The sequence below is a fragment of the Pseudomonas sp. PSE1(2024) genome, assembly GCF_050990555.1.
Taxonomy (GTDB): domain Bacteria; phylum Pseudomonadota; class Gammaproteobacteria; order Pseudomonadales; family Pseudomonadaceae; genus Aquipseudomonas; species Aquipseudomonas aphyarum.
Genome location: NZ_CP158967.1, coordinates 5,499,226 through 5,518,316, shown reverse-complemented (window position 1 = coordinate 5,518,316; position 19,091 = coordinate 5,499,226). Strand labels below are relative to the sequence as shown.

Annotated in this window: 19 protein-coding genes; 16 read left to right on the top strand and 3 right to left on the bottom strand. The window is 60.4% G+C overall.

Annotated features, from left to right (window positions below; all coding sequences use genetic code 11):
* Positions 1-118: 118 nt before the first annotated feature.
* Positions 119-1,087, bottom strand: coding sequence for a polyprenyl synthetase family protein (locus tag ABTV87_RS25110; protein ID WP_007950962.1), 969 nt, complete (start codon positions 1,085-1,087; stop codon positions 119-121).
* Positions 1,088-1,326: 239 nt separating this feature from the next.
* Between ABTV87_RS25110 and rplU the strand changes: the two genes are divergently transcribed.
* The 5 genes from rplU (at position 1,327) to ABTV87_RS25085 (ending at position 5,081) form a co-directional block, all read left to right on the top strand.
* On the top strand, positions 1,327-1,641 hold the full coding sequence (rplU, locus tag ABTV87_RS25105) for a 50S ribosomal protein L21 (RefSeq protein ID WP_007950961.1): 315 nt from the start codon (positions 1,327-1,329) through the stop codon (positions 1,639-1,641).
* Positions 1,642-1,675: 34 nt separating this feature from the next.
* The gene (gene rpmA / locus ABTV87_RS25100) at positions 1,676-1,933 is read left to right on the top strand and encodes a 50S ribosomal protein L27 (protein ID WP_007950960.1); all 258 of its coding nucleotides are present in this window, start codon (positions 1,676-1,678) and stop codon (positions 1,931-1,933) included.
* 193 nt (positions 1,934-2,126) lie between these two features.
* Positions 2,127-3,350: an Obg family GTPase CgtA gene (cgtA, locus tag ABTV87_RS25095; protein WP_085608701.1), complete on the top strand. Its 1,224-nt coding sequence runs from the start codon at positions 2,127-2,129 to the stop codon at positions 3,348-3,350.
* Positions 3,351-3,487: 137 nt separating this feature from the next.
* Positions 3,488-4,606, top strand: coding sequence for a glutamate 5-kinase (gene proB, locus ABTV87_RS25090; RefSeq protein WP_207983978.1), 1,119 nt, complete (start codon positions 3,488-3,490; stop codon positions 4,604-4,606).
* Positions 4,607-4,616: 10 nt separating this feature from the next.
* A complete protein-coding gene (locus tag ABTV87_RS25085) occupies positions 4,617-5,081 on the top strand; it encodes a CreA family protein (protein WP_007959533.1) in 465 nt (154 codons plus the stop codon).
* 123 nt (positions 5,082-5,204) lie between these two features.
* Here ABTV87_RS25085 and rpsT read toward each other — a convergent pair whose 3' ends face one another.
* Positions 5,205-5,477 (bottom strand): 30S ribosomal protein S20, encoded by a 273-nt coding sequence (gene rpsT, locus ABTV87_RS25080; protein ID WP_003228351.1) that lies wholly within the window; start codon positions 5,475-5,477, stop codon positions 5,205-5,207.
* Between the two features lie 252 nt (positions 5,478-5,729).
* Here rpsT and murJ point away from each other — a divergent pair, with 252 nt between their 5' ends.
* The 6 genes from murJ to ispH all read left to right on the top strand — a co-directional run bounded on the left by murJ (position 5,730) and on the right by ispH (position 13,238).
* Positions 5,730-7,268, top strand: a complete 1,539-nt coding sequence (gene murJ, locus ABTV87_RS25075) for a murein biosynthesis integral membrane protein MurJ (protein ID WP_085608700.1) — start codon at positions 5,730-5,732, stop codon at positions 7,266-7,268.
* Positions 7,269-7,397: 129 nt separating this feature from the next.
* Positions 7,398-8,336: a bifunctional riboflavin kinase/FAD synthetase gene (gene ribF, locus ABTV87_RS25070; RefSeq protein ID WP_007959537.1), complete on the top strand. Its 939-nt coding sequence runs from the start codon at positions 7,398-7,400 to the stop codon at positions 8,334-8,336.
* Between the two features lie 13 nt (positions 8,337-8,349).
* The gene (gene ileS / locus ABTV87_RS25065) at positions 8,350-11,181 is read left to right on the top strand and encodes an isoleucine--tRNA ligase (protein WP_433898533.1); all 2,832 of its coding nucleotides are present in this window, start codon (positions 8,350-8,352) and stop codon (positions 11,179-11,181) included.
* On the top strand, positions 11,174-11,686 hold the full coding sequence (gene lspA, locus ABTV87_RS25060) for a signal peptidase II (RefSeq protein WP_007959539.1): 513 nt from the start codon (positions 11,174-11,176) through the stop codon (positions 11,684-11,686). The genes ileS and lspA overlap by 8 nt, the downstream gene beginning before the upstream one ends.
* Positions 11,687-11,693: 7 nt before the next feature.
* Positions 11,694-12,131, top strand: a complete 438-nt coding sequence (gene fkpB / locus ABTV87_RS25055; protein WP_170928297.1) for an FKBP-type peptidyl-prolyl cis-trans isomerase — start codon at positions 11,694-11,696, stop codon at positions 12,129-12,131.
* A 162-nt stretch (positions 12,132-12,293) separates the two neighbouring features.
* Positions 12,294-13,238, top strand: a complete 945-nt coding sequence (gene ispH, locus ABTV87_RS25050) for a 4-hydroxy-3-methylbut-2-enyl diphosphate reductase (protein ID WP_433898532.1) — start codon at positions 12,294-12,296, stop codon at positions 13,236-13,238.
* Here ispH and ABTV87_RS25045 read toward each other — a convergent pair.
* Positions 13,210-13,764, bottom strand: a complete 555-nt coding sequence (locus tag ABTV87_RS25045) for a GspH/FimT family pseudopilin (protein ID WP_433898531.1) — start codon at positions 13,762-13,764, stop codon at positions 13,210-13,212. The genes ispH and ABTV87_RS25045 overlap by 29 nt on opposite strands.
* Positions 13,765-13,891: 127 nt before the next feature.
* Between ABTV87_RS25045 and ABTV87_RS25040 the strand changes: the two genes are divergently transcribed.
* The 5 genes from ABTV87_RS25040 to ABTV87_RS25020 are packed head-to-tail and all read left to right on the top strand — an operon-like array spanning position 13,892 to position 19,090.
* Positions 13,892-14,365, top strand: coding sequence for a GspH/FimT family pseudopilin (locus ABTV87_RS25040; protein WP_433898530.1), 474 nt, complete (start codon positions 13,892-13,894; stop codon positions 14,363-14,365).
* A complete protein-coding gene (pilV, locus tag ABTV87_RS25035) occupies positions 14,362-14,811 on the top strand; it encodes a type IV pilus modification protein PilV (RefSeq protein ID WP_433898529.1) in 450 nt (149 codons plus the stop codon). Before ABTV87_RS25040 ends, pilV begins: the two co-directional genes overlap by 4 nt.
* Positions 14,808-15,521 carry a PilW family protein gene (locus ABTV87_RS25030; protein ID WP_433898528.1) on the top strand — a complete coding sequence of 238 codons (714 nt, stop codon included), beginning with the start codon at positions 14,808-14,810 and terminating at the stop codon, positions 15,519-15,521. Before pilV ends, ABTV87_RS25030 begins: the two co-directional genes overlap by 4 nt.
* Before the next feature lie 10 nt (positions 15,522-15,531).
* Complete coding sequence (locus ABTV87_RS25025; protein WP_258712327.1) at positions 15,532-16,011, top strand: pilus assembly PilX family protein; 480 nt, start codon at positions 15,532-15,534, stop codon at positions 16,009-16,011.
* Entirely contained in the window at positions 15,998-19,090 is a 3,093-nt protein-coding gene (locus ABTV87_RS25020; protein WP_433898527.1) for a pilus assembly protein, read from the top strand. The genes ABTV87_RS25025 and ABTV87_RS25020 overlap by 14 nt, the downstream gene beginning before the upstream one ends.
* The last annotated feature ends 1 nt before the right edge of the window (position 19,091 follow it).

The window sequence follows — 19,091 nt, the reverse complement described above, 5'->3', positions numbered from 1 at the left end:
TCCTTGGAGAGGGGATCGCTAAAAGTCGCACATTGTATAGGGTTTTAGCCGCTGATGGCAGGCAACAAAAAACCGCAGGCTCCGACGGAGGCTGCGGTTTTTTATGATGCGGCGTTGATCAGTGCGTGCGGGCGACCGCGAACTCGCTCAGCTCAACCAGTGCATCGCGGTATTCGCTGGCCGGCAGCGCGTCGAGGCACTTGATCGCGCGGGCCACGTAGTCACGGGCCAGTTGCGCGGTGTATTCCAGGGAGCCGGAGGCTTCCACGGCGATGCGGATGCTTTCCAGGTCTTCGATCCCGCCTTTCTGAATCGCCTGGCGTACCAGTGCAGCTTGCTCTGGCGTGCCTTCGCGCATGGTGTAGATCAGCGGCAGGGTCGGCTTGCCTTCGGCCAGATCGTCACCGACGTTCTTGCCCAGGGTTTCGGCGTCGCCCTTGTAGTCGAGCAGGTCGTCTACCAGCTGGAATGCCACGCCCAGGTGGTCACCGAAGGTACGCAGCGCTTCGCTCTGCTCGGCGGTGGCACCGGCCAGCGCGGCGGCGCTGTGGGTCGAAGCCTCGAAGAGCATCGCGGTCTTGCCGCGGATGACTTCCATGTAGGTTTCTTCAGTGGTGCTGGCGTCGCGAACCTTGGACAGTTGCAGCACTTCGCCTTCGGCGATGATGCGCGTGGCCTGGGACAGGATCTTCATTACCGGCATCGAGCCCAGTTCGACCATCATCTCGAACGAGCGCGAGTACAGAAAGTCGCCGACCAGTACGCTCGGGGCGTTGCCCCACATGGCGTTGGCGGTCGAACGGCCACGGCGCATGCCGGACATGTCGACCACGTCGTCATGCAGCAGGGTCGCGGTGTGCAGGAATTCGATGGTGGCGGCCAGCAGGCGCATGTCGTCGCCTTCGCGACCCAGGGCCTTGCCACACAGCAGCACCAATAAAGGACGCAGGCGTTTGCCGCCGGCCGACGTGATGTAATCGCCGATTTTCGATACCAGCGGCACTCGGGAAGTCAGCTGCTTCTTGATGATGCCGTCGACGGCGCTAAAATCGTCCGCCACCGCGCGGTAGAAAGCTTGGGGTTGCATCAGCGACAGGTGCTCCAGAAGGGTTGCGCGGCATGCTAGGACCCACGTCCGGGCCTGTCAAGGCGCGATGGACGGCCCCTTGCATGACTTCGAAGGCTTGCGTACAATCGCGCACCCTGAACTTCCTGGGCAGCACCTGCCTTACGCAATTGCAAACGGGCCTCCAGCCCATTGCAGCCATGCCAGCCAATACCTCTTCTTATAAAGAGCTGGGTGAGCAGGATTATCGGAGAAATACCATGTCTTATGCAGTAATCGTTACTGGTGGCAAGCAGTACAAAGTTGCACCAGGTGAATACCTGAAGATCGAAAAACTGGAAGTCGCTACTGGCGAATCCGTAACTTTTGATCGCGTTCTGTTGGTTGCCAATGGCGACGACGTGAATATCGGCGCTCCAGTTGTTGCTGGCGCTACCGTTGTGGCTGAAGTGATCTCCCAAGGTCGTCACGATAAAGTCCGCATCATCAAGTTCCGTCGTCGTAAGCACCACATGAAGCGTATGGGCCACCGCCAGTGGTACACCGAGATCAAAATCACCGGTATTCAGGCTTAATTTCAGCCTAATTCCTCACTAGGAGAATTGACTCATGGCACACAAAAAAGCTGGTGGTAGTACCCGTAACGGTCGCGACTCAGAAGCCAAACGCCTTGGCGTGAAGATGTATGGCGGCCAGGTCATCAAGGCCGGCAACATCATCGTGCGTCAGCGCGGCACCCAATTCCACGCTGGCTACGGCGTTGGCATGGGTAAAGATCACACTCTCTTCGCGAAAATCGAAGGCGTGATCAAGTTCGAAGTAAAGGGCGCTTTCAACCGCCGTTACGTGAGCGTAGTCGCGGCTTAATCGCGAGTATGCTGGAGAAGCCCTGTCTTGCGACGGGGCTTTTTCGTTTGTGGGGTGAGTCTCTTGCAAAGCTGTTTGTATGGGCTGTCGGCGTGCGATGCAGGTCGTGAGTTGGGGTCGCTGCGCTCATTTTTGCAAGAGTCTTATGTCTTGATTGTTTTTCGGCTCGTCCGTACGGCGAGAGGCGTTGGTTATGAAGTTTGTTGATGAAGTATCGATCCGCGTAAAGGCTGGTGACGGCGGCAATGGCTGCATGAGTTTCCGTCGGGAAAAATTCATTGAAAACGGCGGTCCGAACGGTGGTGACGGCGGTGACGGCGGTTCCATCTTCATGATGGCCGACGAAAACCTCAACACCCTGGTGGACTACCGTTACACCCGGCACTTCGATGCCGAGCGTGGTTCCAACGGTGGCAGCACCGACTGCACCGGCAAGAAGGGTGAAGACCTGATCCTGCGCGTGCCGGTCGGCACCACCGTGATCGACTCCGCCACCCAGGAAGTCATCGGTGACCTGACCAAGGCTGGTCAGAAACTGATGGTGGTTCAGGGCGGCTGGCATGGTCTGGGTAACACCCGTTTCAAATCCAGTACCAACCGTGCACCGCGTCAGACCACCCCGGGCAAGCCGGGCGAGCAGCGCGACCTGAAACTGGAAATGAAGGTTCTGGCTGACGTCGGCCTGCTGGGCCTGCCGAACGCCGGTAAAAGTACCTTTATCCGTTCGGTATCGGCTGCCAAGCCGAAGGTCGCCGATTACCCGTTCACCACGCTGGTGCCGAACCTGGGTGTTGTCAGCGTCGATCGCTGGAAGAGCTTCGTCATCGCCGACATTCCGGGGCTGATCGAAGGCGCTTCCGACGGTGCCGGTCTGGGCATTCGTTTCCTCAAGCACCTGGCGCGTACTCGTCTGTTGCTGCACCTCGTGGATATGGCGCCGCTGGACGACAGCAGTGCGCCGGACGCCGCTGAGGTAATCGTCAACGAGCTGATCAAGTTCAGCCCGTCGCTGGCCGAGCGTGATCGCTGGCTGGTACTGAACAAGTGCGACCAGATCCTCGAAGAAGAACACGAGGAGCGGGTCAAGGAAGTGGTCGAGCGTCTGCAGTGGGAAGGTCCGGTCTACGTGATCTCTGCCATCGCCAAAGAAGGCACCGAGCGCCTGACGCGCGACATCATGCGTTATCTGGAAGATCGTGCCGATCGCCTGGCCAATGACCCGGCCTACAAGGAAGAACTGGCCGATCTCGATCAGCGCATCGAAGACGAAGCCCGTGCTCAGTTGCAGGCGCTGGATGACAAGCGTGCCCTGCGTCGCAGCGGCGTGAAGTCGGTCCATGACATCGGCGACGATGACTGGGACGAAGAAGATGTGGATGACGAAGACGGTCCGGAAATCATTTACGTGCGTGACTGATTCGTTGCAGTAAACTTAAGCGCCGCTCAATCGAGCGGCGTTTTAGTATCTGGAAATCGATTGTTGGTCACGAAGAACCACGAATAACGTCACGGGCAGTGCCAGGTCGCGCTGCCCTCAAGCTAAGGTTGAAGATGATGCGGAGCAAGGTGACAGGTGCGCAGCGTTGGGTCGTGAAGATCGGCAGCGCTTTGCTGACAGCGGATGGCAAAGGGCTGGATCGCGCGGCAATGGGTGTCTGGGTCGAGCAGATGGTGGCTTTGCATGAGGCCGGCGTCGAGCTGGTGCTGGTGTCCTCCGGGGCAGTGGCGGCGGGCATGAGTCGCCTCGGCTGGACCGCGCGACCCAGTGCGATGCACGAGCTCCAGGCCGCTGCAGCAATCGGTCAGATGGGCTTGGTGCAAGCCTGGGAATCGAGCTTTGCCGAGCATGGCCGGCACACTGCGCAGATTCTCCTGACTCACGACGACCTGTCCGATCGCAAGCGCTACCTGAACGCCCGTAGCACCTTGCGTGCGCTGGTCGAGCTGAAAGTCATCCCGGTAATCAACGAAAACGACACCGTGGTCACCGACGAAATCCGTTTCGGCGACAACGACACGCTCGCGGCGCTGGTGGCCAACCTGGTCGAAGCTGATCTGCTGGTGATCCTGACGGATCGCGACGGCATGTTCGACGCTGATCCGCGCAATAACCCTGACGCCCAGCTGATTTACGAAGCGCGCGCCGATGATCCGGCGCTGGATGCAGTGGCGGGCGGTACTGGCGGTGCATTGGGTCGTGGCGGCATGCAGACCAAGCTGCGCGCGGCGCGTCTGGCGGCACGTTCCGGTGCTCATACCATCATTGTTGGCGGGCGTCTGGAGCGCGTGCTCGACCGGCTTAAAGCGGGTGAGCGCATTGGTACGTTGCTGTCGCCTGAGCGCGGCATGCTCGCGGCGCGCAAGCAGTGGCTGGCCGGACATCTGCAAACCCGTGGCACGCTGGTGCTGGATGATGGTGCGGTATCCGCGTTGTCGCAAGGCAACAAAAGCCTGCTGCCGGTCGGCGTCAAACTGGTTCAGGGCAGTTTCCGTCGTGGCGAAATGGTGGTTTGCGTGGCGCCGGACGGTCGTGAGATCGCCCGTGGCCTGGCTAACTACAGCGCGCTGGAAGCACAAAAAATCATCGGTCAGTCGTCGGATGCGATTGTCGGTTTGCTGGGTTACATGGCAGAGCCGGAACTGGTTCACCGTGACAACCTGATTCTGGTGTAAGGAAAACGCGATGCGTATGGCAAAAGGATTGTTGGGCTTGTTGATGGCGCTGCCATTGCTGGCCTCGGCCGAGGAAATCGGTCAGGTGTCGACGGTGTTCAAGTTTGTCGGGCCGAACGATCGGATCGTGGTCGAGGCATTCGATGATCCGAAGGTTGAAGGCGTGACTTGCTACCTGTCGCGCGCCAAGACTGGCGGTGTGAAGGGTGGGTTGGGTCTGGCCGAGGATCGTGCCGAGGCTTCCATTGCCTGCCGCCAGGTCGGGCCGATCAACTTCAAGGGTGAATTGAAGGATGGCGAAGAGGTGTTCAAGGAGCGCACTTCGCTGGTGTTCAAGACCATGCAGGTGGTGCGCTTTCTCGACAAGAAGCGCAATACGCTGGTGTATCTCGTCTACAGCGATCGCCTGATCGAGGGTAGTCCGCAGAATGCGGTGACGGCGATCCCGATTCTGCCGTGGGCGTCGGCTCATTAATCGCGCGTAAAAAAAGAGGAGCCGGCTGGCTCCTCTTTTTTTGCCTGCGATTTGCTGAAGTCAGAGCAAATCGCAGGCAATAAAAAACCGACCCTGAGGTCGGTTTTTTAATGACTACGTCGCTTAGGCAGCTTCTTTCAGTGCCTTGACGTGGCCATTCAGACGGCTCTTATGACGAGCAGCCTTGTTCTTGTGGATGATGCCTTTATCGGCCATACGGTCGATAACTGGCACAGCCAGAACGTATGCAGCTTGAGCTTTTTCAGCGTCTTTTGCGTCGATGGCTTTAACTACATTCTTGATGTAGGTACGAACCATGGAACGCAGGCTGGCGTTGTGGCTGCGACGCTTCTCAGCCTGTTTTGCACGTTTTTTGGCGGAAGGTGAGTTGGCCACCGTCGAGCTCCTCGAAAGACTTTTTAGGAAATAGCAAACAAAATAGGCCGCGAATCATGCCGATGAAGAGATGTCTTGTCAAGGGCGCTTGAGACGTTCCGCTAAGTGGTAGGTATAAAGAGGCGGGATATTTATTTCCGGCGCTTGACCTGTAAACTCGCGAGCTTTGGCTCTGTGCTGTTGCGGCGCGGAGTATCGCACAAGTGGGCGCGTTATTCGCCTGCTGTTTATCGACAGGCACACATTCCTTCAATGAATCTGCTCAAATCGTTGGCCGCCGTCAGCTCTATCACGATGCTTTCCCGGATTCTCGGGTTTGTTCGCGACACGCTCATCGCCCGTACCTTCGGCGCCGGAATGGCGACCGACGCCTTCTTCATCGCCTTCAAACTGCCCAATCTGCTGCGCAGGATTTTCGCCGAGGGGGCGTTTTCCCAGGCTTTTGTGCCAATCCTGGCCGAATATAAAAGCCAGAAGGGCGAAGAGGCGACCCGCACCTTTATTGCCTATGTTTCCGGCCTGCTGACGCTGGTACTGGCGCTGGTCACCGCGCTGGGCATGATCGCCGCGCCCTGGGTGATCTGGGCCACGGCGCCGGGTTTCACCGATACGCCGGAAAAATTCCAGCTGACCTCCGACCTGCTGCGAGTGACCTTCCCCTATATATTGCTGATCTCCCTGTCTTCACTGGCGGGTGCGATCCTCAATACCTGGAACCGTTTCTCGGTGCCGGCATTCGTGCCGACCCTGCTCAACGTCAGCATGATCGTGTTTTCGCTGTTCCTGACGCCGTACTTCGATCCGCCGGTCATGGCGCTTGGCTGGGCGGTGCTGGTGGGTGGTCTGGCGCAGTTGCTCTATCAACTGCCGCACCTGAAAAAGATAGGCATGCTGGTGCTGCCGCGCCTGAACCTGCGCGATACCGGTGTCTGGCGGGTGATGAAGCAGATGTTGCCGGCAATCATCGGCGTCTCGGTCAGCCAGATTTCCCTGATCATCAACACCATCTTCGCCTCGTTCCTGGTGGCGGGCTCGGTGTCGTGGATGTATTACGCCGACCGTCTCATGGAGTTGCCGTCCGGTGTGCTGGGTGTGGCGCTGGGCACAATCCTGCTGCCGACATTGGCCAAGACCTACGCCAGCAAGGATCGTCACGAATATTCGCGGATTCTCGACTGGGGCCTGCGCCTGTGCTTCGTGCTGGTGCTGCCGTGTGCGCTGGCGCTGGGGATCCTGGCCGAGCCGTTGACCGTTTCGCTGTTCCAGTACGGCCAGTTCAGCGGGTTTGACGCTGAGATGACTCAGCGGGCGTTGATTGCCTATTCTGTCGGTCTGCTCGGAATCATCGTGATCAAAGTGCTGGCGCCAGGCTTTTATGCGCAACAAAACATCCGTACGCCGGTAAAAATCGCAATCTTCACCCTGGTGGTCACGCAGCTGTTCAACCTGGTGTTGATCGGCCCTCTGGCGCATGCCGGTCTGGCACTGGCGATCAGCGCCGGTGCCTGCCTGAATGCCGGGCTGCTGTTCTATCAATTGCGCAAACAGCAGATGTATCAACCGCAGCCGGGCTGGTTGAAGTTCGGTTTCAAGCTTGTGGTTGCGGTGGCGGTAATGTCAGCGGTGCTGTTGATCGGCATGCATTTCATGCCCGCTTGGGATCAGGGACACATGCTGGAGCGCTTCCTTCGTCTGGGCGCGTTGGTGGTTGCCGGCGTGATCGCTTATTTCGGCATGTTGCTGCTGCTCGGTTTCCGCCTGCGCGACTTCAATCGCAAGGCGTTGAGCTGAGGTTTTTTCCCTGAAAAACGGGCGCGAGCCGGCAGTTTTGTCGGCTCGATCACTTTGGGTTACGGTGTTGCCTGTCGTCGGCCGTCGGGTGTGGTTATAATCGGCCACTTTATGAGCAAGAAGCGCGTTATGCAGCTGGTTCGAGGCCTCCACAATCTGCGCCCCCAGCATCGGGGCTGCGTCGCCACTATTGGCAACTTTGACGGTGTTCACCGTGGTCACCAGGCTATTCTGGCCCGACTGCGTGAGCGTGCGCTCGAGTTGGGCGTACCCAGCTGCGTGGTGATTTTCGAGCCGCAGCCACGGGAATTCTTTGCCCCGGAGACCGCGCCGGCGCGTCTGGCCCGGTTGCGCGACAAGCTGCAACTGCTGGCCGCTGAAGGCGTCGACCGGGTTCTGTGCCTGGCATTCAACCAGCGCTTGAGCAAGCTCAGCGCCAGTGAGTTCGTCGATACGATTTTGGTCGATGGCCTCGGCGTGCAGCATCTGGAGGTCGGTGACGATTTCCGCTTCGGTTGTGACCGTCTCGGCGATTTCGATTTCCTCCTGCAGGCCGGGCAGGTCCACGGTTTTACCGTGGAAGCCGCGCAAACCGTCGAGCTGGACGGCATCCGCGTCAGCAGCACCCAGGTGCGCAACGCATTGGCCGCCGCCGATTTTGCCTTGGCTGAACGCCTGCTGGGCCGTCCGTACCGAATTGCCGGACGCGTGCTGCATGGCCAGAAACTGGCCCGCCAACTGGGTACGCCCACGGCGAACATTCAACTCAAGCGCCGTCGCGTGCCGTTCACCGGGGTTTACCTGGTCGACGTCGACATCGACGGCAAGACCTGGCCCGGCGTCGCCAATATCGGCGTGCGGCCCACGGTGCAAGGTGATGGCAAGGCCCACCTTGAAGTCCATCTTTTAGATTTTGCCGGCGATCTGTATGACCGGCGTTTGACGGTGGTTTTCCACCAGAAGCTGCGTGAAGAGCAGCGTTTCGCCTCCCTGGAGGCATTGAAAACGGCGATCAGCGCGGATGTCGCCGCCGCCCGTGCACTAGCCGCACCTAGCGCCCATCGCTAATGAAGAGCCTTAAATGACCGACTATAAAGCCACGCTAAACCTTCCGGACACCGCCTTCCCAATGAAGGCCGGCCTGCCACAGCGCGAACCGCAGATCCTGCAGCGCTGGGACAGTATTGGCCTGTACGGAAAGTTGCGCGAGATTGGCAAGGATCGTCCGAAGTTCGTCCTGCACGACGGCCCTCCGTACGCCAACGGTACGATCCACATCGGTCACGCACTGAACAAGATTCTCAAGGACATGATCATCCGCTCGAAGACCCTGTCGGGCTTCGACGCGCCGTATGTCCCGGGCTGGGATTGCCACGGCCTGCCGATCGAGCACAAGGTTGAAGTGACCCACGGCAAGAACCTGGGCGCGGACAAGACCCGTGAACTGTGCCGTGCCTACGCCACCGAGCAGATCGAAGGGCAGAAGTCCGAATTCATCCGTCTCGGCGTGCTGGGCGACTTCGCCAACCCGTACAAGACCATGGACTTCAAGAACGAGGCGGGCGAAATCCGCGCTCTCGCCGAAATCGTCAAGGGCGGTTTCGTGTTCAAGGGCCTGAAGCCTGTGAACTGGTGCTTCGATTGCGGTTCGGCTCTGGCCGAAGCGGAAGTCGAGTACGAGAACAAGAAGTCCTCGACCATCGACGTGGCCTTCCCGATCGCTGACGAGGCCAAACTGGCCGCCGCGTTCGGTCTGCCGTCGCTGGGCAAACCGGCCTCGATCGTGATCTGGACCACCACCCCGTGGACCATCCCGGCGAACCAGGCGCTCAACGTTCACCCGGAATTCACCTACGCGCTGGTCGACATCGGCGACAAGCTGCTGGTGCTGGCTGAAGAGCTGGTCGAGTCCTGCCTGACCCGTTACGGCGTCGAAGGCACCGTATTGGCCACCGCACCGGGTTCGGCGCTGGAGCTGATCAACTTCCGTCACCCGTTCTACGATCGTCTGTCGCCGGTGTACCTGGCCGACTACGTGGAGCTGGGCGCCGGCACCGGCGTGGTTCACTCCGCCCCGGCCTACGGCGTGGACGACTTTGTGACCTGCAAGAAGTACGGCATGGTCAACGACGACATCCTCAACCCGGTACAGAGCAACGGCGTCTACGTGCCGTCGCTGGAGTTCTTCGGCGGCCAGTTCATCTGGAAGGCCAACCCGGCCATCGTCGAAAAACTGACCGAAGTCGGTGCGCTGCTGCACACCACCGTCATCGAACACAGCTACATGCACTGCTGGCGCCACAAGACCCCGCTGATCTACCGCGCCACCGCGCAGTGGTTCATCGGCATGGACAAGGAGCCGGTCAGCGGCGACACCCTGCGCGTACGCTCGCTCAAAGCCATCGAAGACACCAAGTTCGTCCCGGCCTGGGGCCAGGCGCGCCTGCACTCGATGATCGCCAACCGTCCGGACTGGTGCATCTCCCGTCAGCGCAACTGGGGCGTGCCGATCCCGTTCTTCCTGAACAAGGAAAGCGGCGAGCTGCACCCACGCACCGTCGAGCTGATGGAAGAAGTCGCCAAACGTGTCGAAGTCGAGGGCATCGAAGCCTGGTTCAAACTCGACGCTGCCGAACTGCTGGGCGATGAAGCGCCGCAGTACGACAAGATCAGCGACACCCTCGACGTCTGGTTCGATTCGGGCACCACGCACTGGCACGTCCTGCGCGGTTCGCACCCGATGGGCCACGAGACCGGCCCGCGCGCCGACCTGTACCTGGAAGGTTCCGACCAGCACCGTGGCTGGTTCCATTCGTCCTTGCTGACCGGCTGCGCCATCGACAATCACGCGCCGTACCGCGAGCTGCTGACCCACGGTTTCACCGTGGACGAGTCCGGCCGCAAGATGTCCAAGTCCCTGGGCAACGTGATCGCGCCGCAGAAAGTCAACGACACCCTGGGCGCCGACATCATGCGTCTGTGGGTCGCTTCGACCGACTACTCGGGCGAGATGGCCGTGTCCGAGCAGATCCTGCAGCGCAGTGCGGATGCCTATCGTCGTATCCGTAACACCGCGCGCTTCCTGCTTTCCAACCTGACCGGTTTCAACCCGGCCACCGACCTGCTGCCGGCCGAAGACATGCTGGCGCTGGACCGCTGGGCGGTGGATCGCACCCTGCTGCTGCAACGCGAACTGCAAGAGCACTACGGCGAATACCGTTTCTGGAACGTCTACTCGAAGATCCACAACTTCTGCGTGCAGGAGCTGGGTGGTTTCTATCTGGACATCATCAAGGATCGCCAGTACACCACCGGCGCCGACAGCAAGGCCCGTCGTTCGTGCCAGACCGCGCTGTTCCACATCTCCGAAGCGCTGGTGCGCTGGATCGCGCCGATCCTGGCCTTCACCGCCGATGAGCTGTGGCAATACCTGCCGGGCGAACGCAACGAATCGGTGATGCTCAACACCTGGTACGAAGGCCTGACCGAGTTGCCGGAAGGCTTCGAGCTGGGTCGCGAGTACTGGGATCGCATCATGGAAGTGAAGGTGGCGGTCAACAAGGAAATGGAAATCCAGCGCGCGGCCAAGGCCGTCGGTGGCAACCTGCAAGCCGAAGTGACGCTGTTCGCCGAAGACGCGCTGACCGCCGACCTGGCCAAGCTGAGCAACGAGCTGCGCTTTGTCCTGATCACTTCGACTGCCACTGTTGCGCCGTTCGTGCACGCTCCGGCCGACGCCGTGGACACCGAAGTCAGCGGCCTGAAGCTGAAGATCGTCAAATCCGCCTTCCCGAAATGCGCCCGTTGCTGGCACTGCCGCGAAGATGTCGGCGTGAACCCGGAGCATCCGGAAATCTGCGGCCGTTGCGTGGACAACATCGATGGCGCTGGCGAGGTTCGTCACTATGCCTAATGCCGTTGGCCGTTTCGGACGGCTGAGCTGGCTCTGGTTGAGCTTGCTGGTTCTGGTCATCGACCAGGCCAGCAAGTTCTACTTCGAAGGCAAGCTCGAGATGTTCCAGCAGATCGTGATCATCCCTGATTACTTCAGCTGGACCCTGGCTTACAACACCGGCGCTGCCTTCAGCTTCCTCGCGGACAGCTCTGGCTGGCAGCGCTGGCTGTTCGCCCTGATCGCGATTGCGGTCAGTGCAGTGCTGGTGGTCTGGCTCAAGCGCCTGGGCCGCAACGAAACCTGGCTGGCCATCGCGCTGGCGCTGGTTCTTGGCGGCGCACTGGGCAACCTTTATGACCGCATTGCCCTGGGCCATGTGATCGACTTCATTCTGGTGCACTGGCAGAACCGCTGGTACTTCCCGGCGTTCAACTTCGCCGACAGCGCCATCACCGTTGGCGCGGTGATGCTGGCACTGGACATGTTCAAAAGTAAGAAAACCGGAGAAACCGTTCATGACTGAACAGGTATTGGCTGAGCAACGCATCGGCCAGAACACGGAAGTCACCTTGCACTTTGCATTGCGCCTGGAGAACGGCGACACGGTCGACAGCACCTTCGACAAAGCCCCGGCGACCTTCAAGGTCGGTGACGGCAATCTGCTGCCGGGCTTCGAGGCGGCGCTGTTCGGTTTCAAGGCCGGCGACAAGCGTACCCTGACCGTCGAGCCGGAGAACGCTTTCGGCCAGCCTAACCCGCAAAACGTACAGATCATCCCGCGCTCGCAGTTTGCGGACATGGAGCTGTCGCCGGGTCTGCTGGTGATCTTCAACGATGCGGCCAATACTGAGTTACCGGGTGTGGTGAAAGAATTCGACGACGCGCAAGTGACCGTCGACTTCAACCACCCGCTGGCCGGCAAGACGCTGACCTTTGACGTGGAAATCTTCTCCGTCAAAGCGCTGTAACTGACCGCACGCGGTCAAAAATGTGGGAGCGGGCTTGCTCGCGAATGCTGACTGACATTCAACGTAGATGTTGTCTGACACACCGCTTTCGCGAGCAGGCTCGCTCCCACAATGTTTTCCACCGTTTTCGCTATTTCTTGCGCGCAAGACACGAGGCACCGCATGCAAATCAAACTCGCCAACCCCCGTGGCTTCTGCGCCGGCGTGGACCGGGCGATCGAAATCGTCAACCGCGCCCTGGAGGTCTTCGGGCCGCCGATCTATGTGCGTCATGAAGTGGTGCACAACAAGTTCGTGGTCGAAGACCTGCGCAGTCGTGGCGCGATCTTCGTCGAGGAACTCGATCAGGTACCGGACGACGTGATCGTGATCTTCAGTGCCCACGGCGTCTCGCAAGCCGTGCGTGCCGAAGCCGCCGGCCGTGGCCTGAAAGTGTTCGACGCCACCTGCCCGCTGGTGACCAAGGTGCATATCGAAGTCGCGAAATACAGTCGCGACGGCCGTGAATGCATCCTGATCGGCCACGCCGGTCACCCGGAAGTCGAAGGCACCATGGGCCAGTACGACGCCAGCAATGGCGGCGCGATCTACCTCGTCGAAGACGAGAAGGATGTCGCCGAGTTGCAGGTACATAACCCGGACAAACTGGCGTTCGTCACCCAGACCACGCTGTCCATGGATGACACCAGTCGTGTCATCGACGCACTGCGTACGCGTTTCCCGGCCATTGGCGGGCCGCGCAAGGATGATATCTGCTACGCCACCCAGAACCGTCAGGACGCGGTCAAGCAACTGGCCGACGAATGCGACGTGGTGTTGGTGGTGGGCAGCCCGAACAGCTCCAACTCCAACCGCCTGCGTGAGCTGGCCGAACGCATGGCCACGCCGGCCTACCTGATCGATGGCGCCGAAGACCTGCAAAAGAGCTGGTTCGACGGTGTCGAGCGTATCGGCATCACCGCCGGCGCCTCCGCTCCGGAAGTCCTGGTGCGTGGCGTGATCCAGCAGTTGCAGGCCTGGGGCGCCACCGGCGCCGACGAACTGGCCGGGCGTGAGGAGAACATCACGTTCTCGATGCCTAAAGAGCTGCGCGTTCGCTCGATCTGATCGCTTTATCCTTTCGGCACAACGCCTGTTCAGCCTTTTGGCTGGTCAGGCGTACGCGACCGGTCGCCGCCAGTACAACTTGAAGCTGGCTGACCGGCTCGCGAGCCGAGCATAGATGTAACGTCCCCGCCTGAAATTTCCGGTCCGGCACCAGTGGCTGGCCCAGGCTGCTGAAGCGTATGTAGCGGCTCACCAGCCAGTTGCCGACAATCGGTATCCGTCCGTCACTCGCCTGCTCGATCAGCAATGGATTATCGGCATCCCCCGGTCCATTTCCGCTGATATCCAGAATGATCCGCCAGCCCTGACCCCAATCACCGTTGATGCCATGAATCACCACGCTCTGGTTGCGCGTGATGGCCATGGTCCGGGCATTGCGAATCCCGTCGAGCAAAGACTGCGCGGCCTGTTGCCGCCGGTTTGATTCGGTGAAGTCCGCCAGTGCCGGACTGACCAACGACAGAACAATTGCGCCGATCGCCAGTCCCATTAGCAGTTCGACCAGACTGAAACCCTGTTGCGGCATGTGCGCGTCCTCCCTGGATTGTGCACAGCGGCGCAATCCGTGCGCCGTTCGCGGTAAATCAACCGGCGCATGCCGGTCGAATGTTCTAGGTTTGTACAGGTATAGCCGACGGCAACGGAGGGCATCGATGGATCATCGTACAAAAGGTTTCACGCTGATCGAGCTGTTGGTGGCGGTCGCGGTGTTTGTGATCCTGATCACGATGGCAGTGCCGGCGTTCACCCGTTCGGTGCAGGGCAGCAAGGCCGACACCGAGGTCGGCGACCTGCAACGGGCCCTCAATTACGCAAGGCTCGAGGCAATCAATCGGGGCATCACCACCCGCTTGCGGCCGAGCGCCGGCGGCAGTGCCTGGACCGGCGAACTGTCGGTCTACGACAGTACTGGCACTCAGGCCAATGTATTGCGGGTTGTTCCAGCGATGAGCAGCGGCGCGACTCTGACGCTACCCTCTGGAGTGACCGCGCTGGATTTCAACAATCTGGGCGGACTGGCGGCACCGTCCACGGCGGTGGTCATCAGTTATGTGCTGGGAACGCAAAGCAGGACGCTGAACGTGTGTCTGAACGGACGAATTCAACTGGGTGGAAGTTGCGGATGAGGGCAGGGAGCAAGCACGCACAGGAGGGCATGACGCTGATCGAAGTGCTGGTCGCGTTGTTGATTCTGACGGTCGGGTTGCTGGGCGCGGCGGCGGTTCAGCTCAATGCGCTGAAGTACACCGACAGCTCGCGCATGACCAGCCAGGCGAGTTTCATCGCTTACGACATGATGGACCGGATACGCGCCAACTCGGGCGCCGACTACACCGTCACACCGCCGACCACGGGCAACCTGAGTGTCGCCCGGGATCAGGATCTCTACGACTTCACCAGTAATATCGTCAATTTCGGCGGCCCGACCGCCACCGGCAGCATCACCCTCAATCAGCGCGTTTACACCATCACCATCACCTGGAGTGACGCGCGCGCCGCCAATACGAGCAGTGCGCCCCGCAGCGTTGTCCTGACCAGCCGCGCCGCAGTCGATCCGGTGGCCACGCCATGAAGCGCCAAAACCTGGGCTTCGGCCTGATCGAAATGCTGGTCGCCCTGGCGCTGGGGCTGATCGTGGTACTCGGCGTTGTGCAAATCTTCCTGGCGGCGAAGAACACCTACGTCAGCCAGAACAGCGCCGCCGCCATGCAGGAAGATGCGCGGTTCGTGCTGAGCAAGATGATCCAGGAGCTGCGCATGGTGGGTATGTTCGGCTGCCTGGGCACGATTACCGATTCAAGCTCGACGGGGGATTTCACTGCGGCCCAGATCACGCCGATCAGCTGGGACAATGCCAGTCTCAAGCTGACCCTGGTTACCGCCGATGTCGGCAGTGCGGGCGGGACACCGACCTGGACTGTGGTCTCCGATTGCCGTAACAGCGCCACCGCTTATACCGGCGCGCGGGCGGCGGCGACGGGCCAGATCGCGTTTCCGATCCGTCGGCTGATCTACAGCTTCAGCAACAACCAGATTCTGATGGGCACCGGCAGCGGTAACCCGGCCCAGCAGGTGCTGGTGAACAACGTCAGTGCGTTCACGGTGATGTTTGGTCTTGCGAGTTCCGCGACCGATGTCGCGGCGTCCACCTACAGCGCCAATCCCGGTGATCCCGCGCGGATCCGCAGCGTGCGTCTGAGCCTGACCCTCACTGACCCGAACAATCGGGTCCGCAATCAAACCTTCAACGTGGTTGCCGCCTTGCGCAACCGCTTGCAGTGAGGGACGAGCGATGAACGTTTCTCTCCATCGGCGACGGTCCCAGGGCGGCATGGTGTTGCTGGTCAGCCTGGTGTTTCTGCTGCTCCTGACGCTGATCGGCCTGTCATCGATGCAGAGCGCCAACCTGCAGGAAAAAATGGCTGGCAGCGTGAGCCTGCGCAATCAATCGTTCCAGACTGCCGAGGCGGCGCTGCGTATCGGCGAAAGCGCGGTGCAACTGGACGGCTACGCGCTGGCGGTGTGCGCCAGCACCACTCAATGTGCGCCGCCGGCGGAGTCCTCGGTGGTCAACGCGGCGGGGCTCAACTCCACGTCGGGCGTGACCTGGATCGCCGCCGGCAGCGGGTTCTACGGGGTGCAGAACATCGGTACGACCCTGACGGCGGTGAACGTGCCGAGCAACACCTCGGCGACGTTGTACCGGGTCACGGCCGTCGGCATCGCCGGTACTTCGCGCAGTGTGGTGGAGAGTGTCTATGCGAAGTACTGAGCGACGCTTCAAGTGGCTGTCGCTGCTGCTCGGCATGCTGACCGGGCTTTATCTGGCTGCACCGGCGTTTGCTTTCACGCCGTCCGATTCGCCGCTGTTGAGCGCGGCTGCGGTGTCCCCGAACGTGATGTTGATGATCGACGACTCGGGCAGCATGAACAGCATCATCTATGCGACAGGATTTGATCCGACCGTGGATCGCACGGCGGCCCGCCAGTGCAACGCAGTCATTGGCCTGTGCCTGAGCTCGACCGCCATTACCGGCGATACGATCTTTCTCTCGAGTCTGCCAACCTCCGGCTGCTCTGGCGGCGCCTATGCGTTCTACAACAACAGTCTGACGCCGCTCTGCCTGAAGCTGCCGGATCCGGTGGGCAGCGGCAACACTCGCTATTCGGCGGATTACATTTCCTACGTGGTCGGGCTGGCGATCAACAACGGCACACGCGACTTCACCACCGGGGCGATTCCCAACGATTACCGGATCAACGTGGCGCGCAACGTTTCCACCGCACTGGTCACCAGCAACCGCAACCTGCGCATGGGCCTGGCCACCTTCAACCCGGCCACCAGCAACAACCCCGGCAACGGCGGTTTCATTGCGCGCTCCATCAGCGACCTGTCACCGGTCAGCGGCAGCGTGACCCAGGCCCAGGCCGATACCAACTACAACGCACTTATTTCCTCGATCAACGGCCTGAGTGCGGTAGCCAACACGCCACTGGCCGAGACCTATTACGAGATCACTCGATACATGCGCGGGATGGCGCCGTACTACAACAGCACGCCGAGCACTTACACCAGCCCGATCCAGTATCGCTGCCAGAAAAACTACGGCGTGGTCATCACCGACGGTTTGCCGACCTACGACCGCACCTTTCCGAGCAACGATCCGCTGGGTGGCAGCCGCTTGCCGAACTGGGACGGCATCAACAATGACGGGAACAACCTGAACGGGGACGGGGAGGGCGATACGCTGTACCTGGACGATATCGCCAAGTTCGCCTTCGACATCGACATGCGTTCCTCCGGCACTGACGCGGCGGGCAAGAGCTGGAATGCGGTGGATTTTCCCAGGCAGAACATGAACACCTACACCGTGGGTTTCACTGCCTCCAACGACATGCTCTCGGACGCCGCCGATTACGGACAGGGCCGCTACTACCAGGCGACCGATAGCTCCGGCCTGAATGCCGCGTTGTCTTCGGCGTTGAGTGATATCACCTCCAAGGCTGGTTCCGGCGGTGCGGGTGTGACCAGCAGCACCACGCTGACCGGTAGCAGCAGTTTTTTTCAAACCACCTACGACCCCAAAGACTGGCGCGGCACGATCAAGTCCTTTGGCTTCACCTCGGCCGGGGCGGTCAATACGTCGGCCGTGCTGTGGACCACCGACACGGCCATCGTGCCCGGTGCCACTGCGCCGACCTACCAGTCGTGGAACTCCCTGAACAACGCGGCGGTGACGCTGGCCTACGGCAACTTCTCCCCGGCCCAGCAGACCGTTCTCAGCCAGGGTTTACCCGTCGGCATCAGCGGCATCGACCTGGTCGAATGGAGCAAGGGCACCAACAAGACCGGGCTCAAAGTGCGCAGCGTATTGCTCGGGGACATCATCAACTCGCCGCTCGTATTGGCTTCACCCACGGAAAAAACCGCTTCCGATCTGGCCGGTGACACCACTTACAGCACCTACCTGACCACCAAGGCTTCGAACATGAATGCCAGCCTGGTGGTGAACGCCAACGACGGATTTGTCAGCGTCATCAACTCGGCCAACGGTACCCGGCGCTATGCCTACATGCCGTCCAGTGTATTGCCCTCCTTGCGCCTGATTGCCGATCCGAACTACGTCAACGGCGTCAGCCACAAGTTTCTGGTGGACGGTCAGCTCGGTGTATTCGATGCGCAATTCGGCACGGCCTGGAAAACCCTGGCCATCGGCGGTACGGGTGCCGGCGGCAAGACTTTCTACGGGCTCCAGCTGTTTGACGCCTCGGCGGGCAACGTCATTCGAGCCTTGTGGGAAGTCAGCGCGCCGGCCACCGCCAGTACTTCCAACGCATTTAATGATCTGGGTTACGCCTACGCCCGTCCGGAAGTGGCACGCTTGGCCGATGGTCGCTGGGCGGCGTTCATTGCCAACGGTTACGGCAGCAACTCAGGGGTGGCGGCGCTGTATGTGCTGGATGTGCGTGACGGCTCGCTGATCAAGAAAATCGTCATCGACAGCACGGAAACCACCAACGGTCTGTCCTCGGTGAAGCTGCGGGTCAATTCGCAGAACGTTGTGCAGGCCGCATATGGCGGTGACTTGAAGGGACGGCTGTGGAAGTTCGACCTCAGCGCCACCTCGTCCGACAGCTGGGGAGTGGCGTTTTCCGGCAAGCCGTTGTTCACCACGGCTGGTGGGGCAACTCAGCCGATCACCGCGCAACCGTTGCTGGCGGACAACGCTCTGGGCGGCAAACAGATCTTCGTCGGCACCGGTAAATTCAACGAGTCCGCTGACAAGACCAACAAGGATTTGCAGGCGTTCTATTCGGTGTGGGATGCCGACGGCGGTTCCGGGAATTTGACGGTCAGCAGTCTGCAGGCGCAAGCGATTACTGGATCTTTCTCCGGCAGTTCCGGGCAGTTCCTGACCACCACTCAGAACGACACGACGTATCCGACGGAGAAGGGCTGGTATCTGCCGCTGGTATATAACAACGTGCTCACTGGCGAGCGGGTGATCAATCAGGCCAGCATCGTACTCGGGCGCATCGTGTTTACCACGGCCAGTGTCGACACTACCGATCCTTGTGCGAGTTTTGGTACAGGCAAACTGGTCGAACTCGATGCGTTCAACGGTAAGATGCTCAACTACGCGGTGCTCGACACTAACGCTGATGGCGTGGTCAACAGCAGCGACACGATCTCCAGCGGTGTGATATTCACCGGCGGCATCCCGACCTTGAACGCCATCATCAACGCCGGGACGGCAAAACCTGTGACTGAATCCAGTGGCAACATCACCACACTGGTGGAAAAAGGCGGCGGCGGCAGCCGTCGCATAATGTGGCGACAAATACAGTAAG

Bases quoted from the DNA above. Each gene is read 5' to 3' on its own strand.
- ABTV87_RS25110 (WP_007950962.1), bottom strand. From the start codon at position 1,087: ATGCAACCCCAAGCTTTCTACCGCGCGGTGGCGGACGATTTTAGCGCC.
- rplU (WP_007950961.1), top strand. From the start codon at position 1,327: ATGTCTTATGCAGTAATCGTTACTGGTGGCAAGCAGTACAAAGTTGCA.
- rpmA (WP_007950960.1), top strand. From the start codon at position 1,676: ATGGCACACAAAAAAGCTGGTGGTAGTACCCGTAACGGTCGCGACTCA.
- cgtA (WP_085608701.1), top strand. From the start codon at position 2,127: ATGAAGTTTGTTGATGAAGTATCGATCCGCGTAAAGGCTGGTGACGGC.
- proB (WP_207983978.1), top strand. From the start codon at position 3,488: ATGCGGAGCAAGGTGACAGGTGCGCAGCGTTGGGTCGTGAAGATCGGC.
- ABTV87_RS25085 (WP_007959533.1), top strand. From the start codon at position 4,617: ATGCGTATGGCAAAAGGATTGTTGGGCTTGTTGATGGCGCTGCCATTG.
- murJ (WP_085608700.1), top strand. From the start codon at position 5,730: ATGAATCTGCTCAAATCGTTGGCCGCCGTCAGCTCTATCACGATGCTT.
- ribF (WP_007959537.1), top strand. From the start codon at position 7,398: ATGCAGCTGGTTCGAGGCCTCCACAATCTGCGCCCCCAGCATCGGGGC.
- ileS (WP_433898533.1), top strand. From the start codon at position 8,350: ATGACCGACTATAAAGCCACGCTAAACCTTCCGGACACCGCCTTCCCA.
- lspA (WP_007959539.1), top strand. From the start codon at position 11,174: ATGCCTAATGCCGTTGGCCGTTTCGGACGGCTGAGCTGGCTCTGGTTG.
- ispH (WP_433898532.1), top strand. From the start codon at position 12,294: ATGCAAATCAAACTCGCCAACCCCCGTGGCTTCTGCGCCGGCGTGGAC.
- ABTV87_RS25045 (WP_433898531.1), bottom strand. From the start codon at position 13,764: ATGCCGCAACAGGGTTTCAGTCTGGTCGAACTGCTAATGGGACTGGCG.
- ABTV87_RS25040 (WP_433898530.1), top strand. From the start codon at position 13,892: ATGGATCATCGTACAAAAGGTTTCACGCTGATCGAGCTGTTGGTGGCG.
- pilV (WP_433898529.1), top strand. From the start codon at position 14,362: ATGAGGGCAGGGAGCAAGCACGCACAGGAGGGCATGACGCTGATCGAA.
- ABTV87_RS25030 (WP_433898528.1), top strand. From the start codon at position 14,808: ATGAAGCGCCAAAACCTGGGCTTCGGCCTGATCGAAATGCTGGTCGCC.
- ABTV87_RS25025 (WP_258712327.1), top strand. From the start codon at position 15,532: ATGAACGTTTCTCTCCATCGGCGACGGTCCCAGGGCGGCATGGTGTTG.
- ABTV87_RS25020 (WP_433898527.1), top strand. From the start codon at position 15,998: ATGCGAAGTACTGAGCGACGCTTCAAGTGGCTGTCGCTGCTGCTCGGC.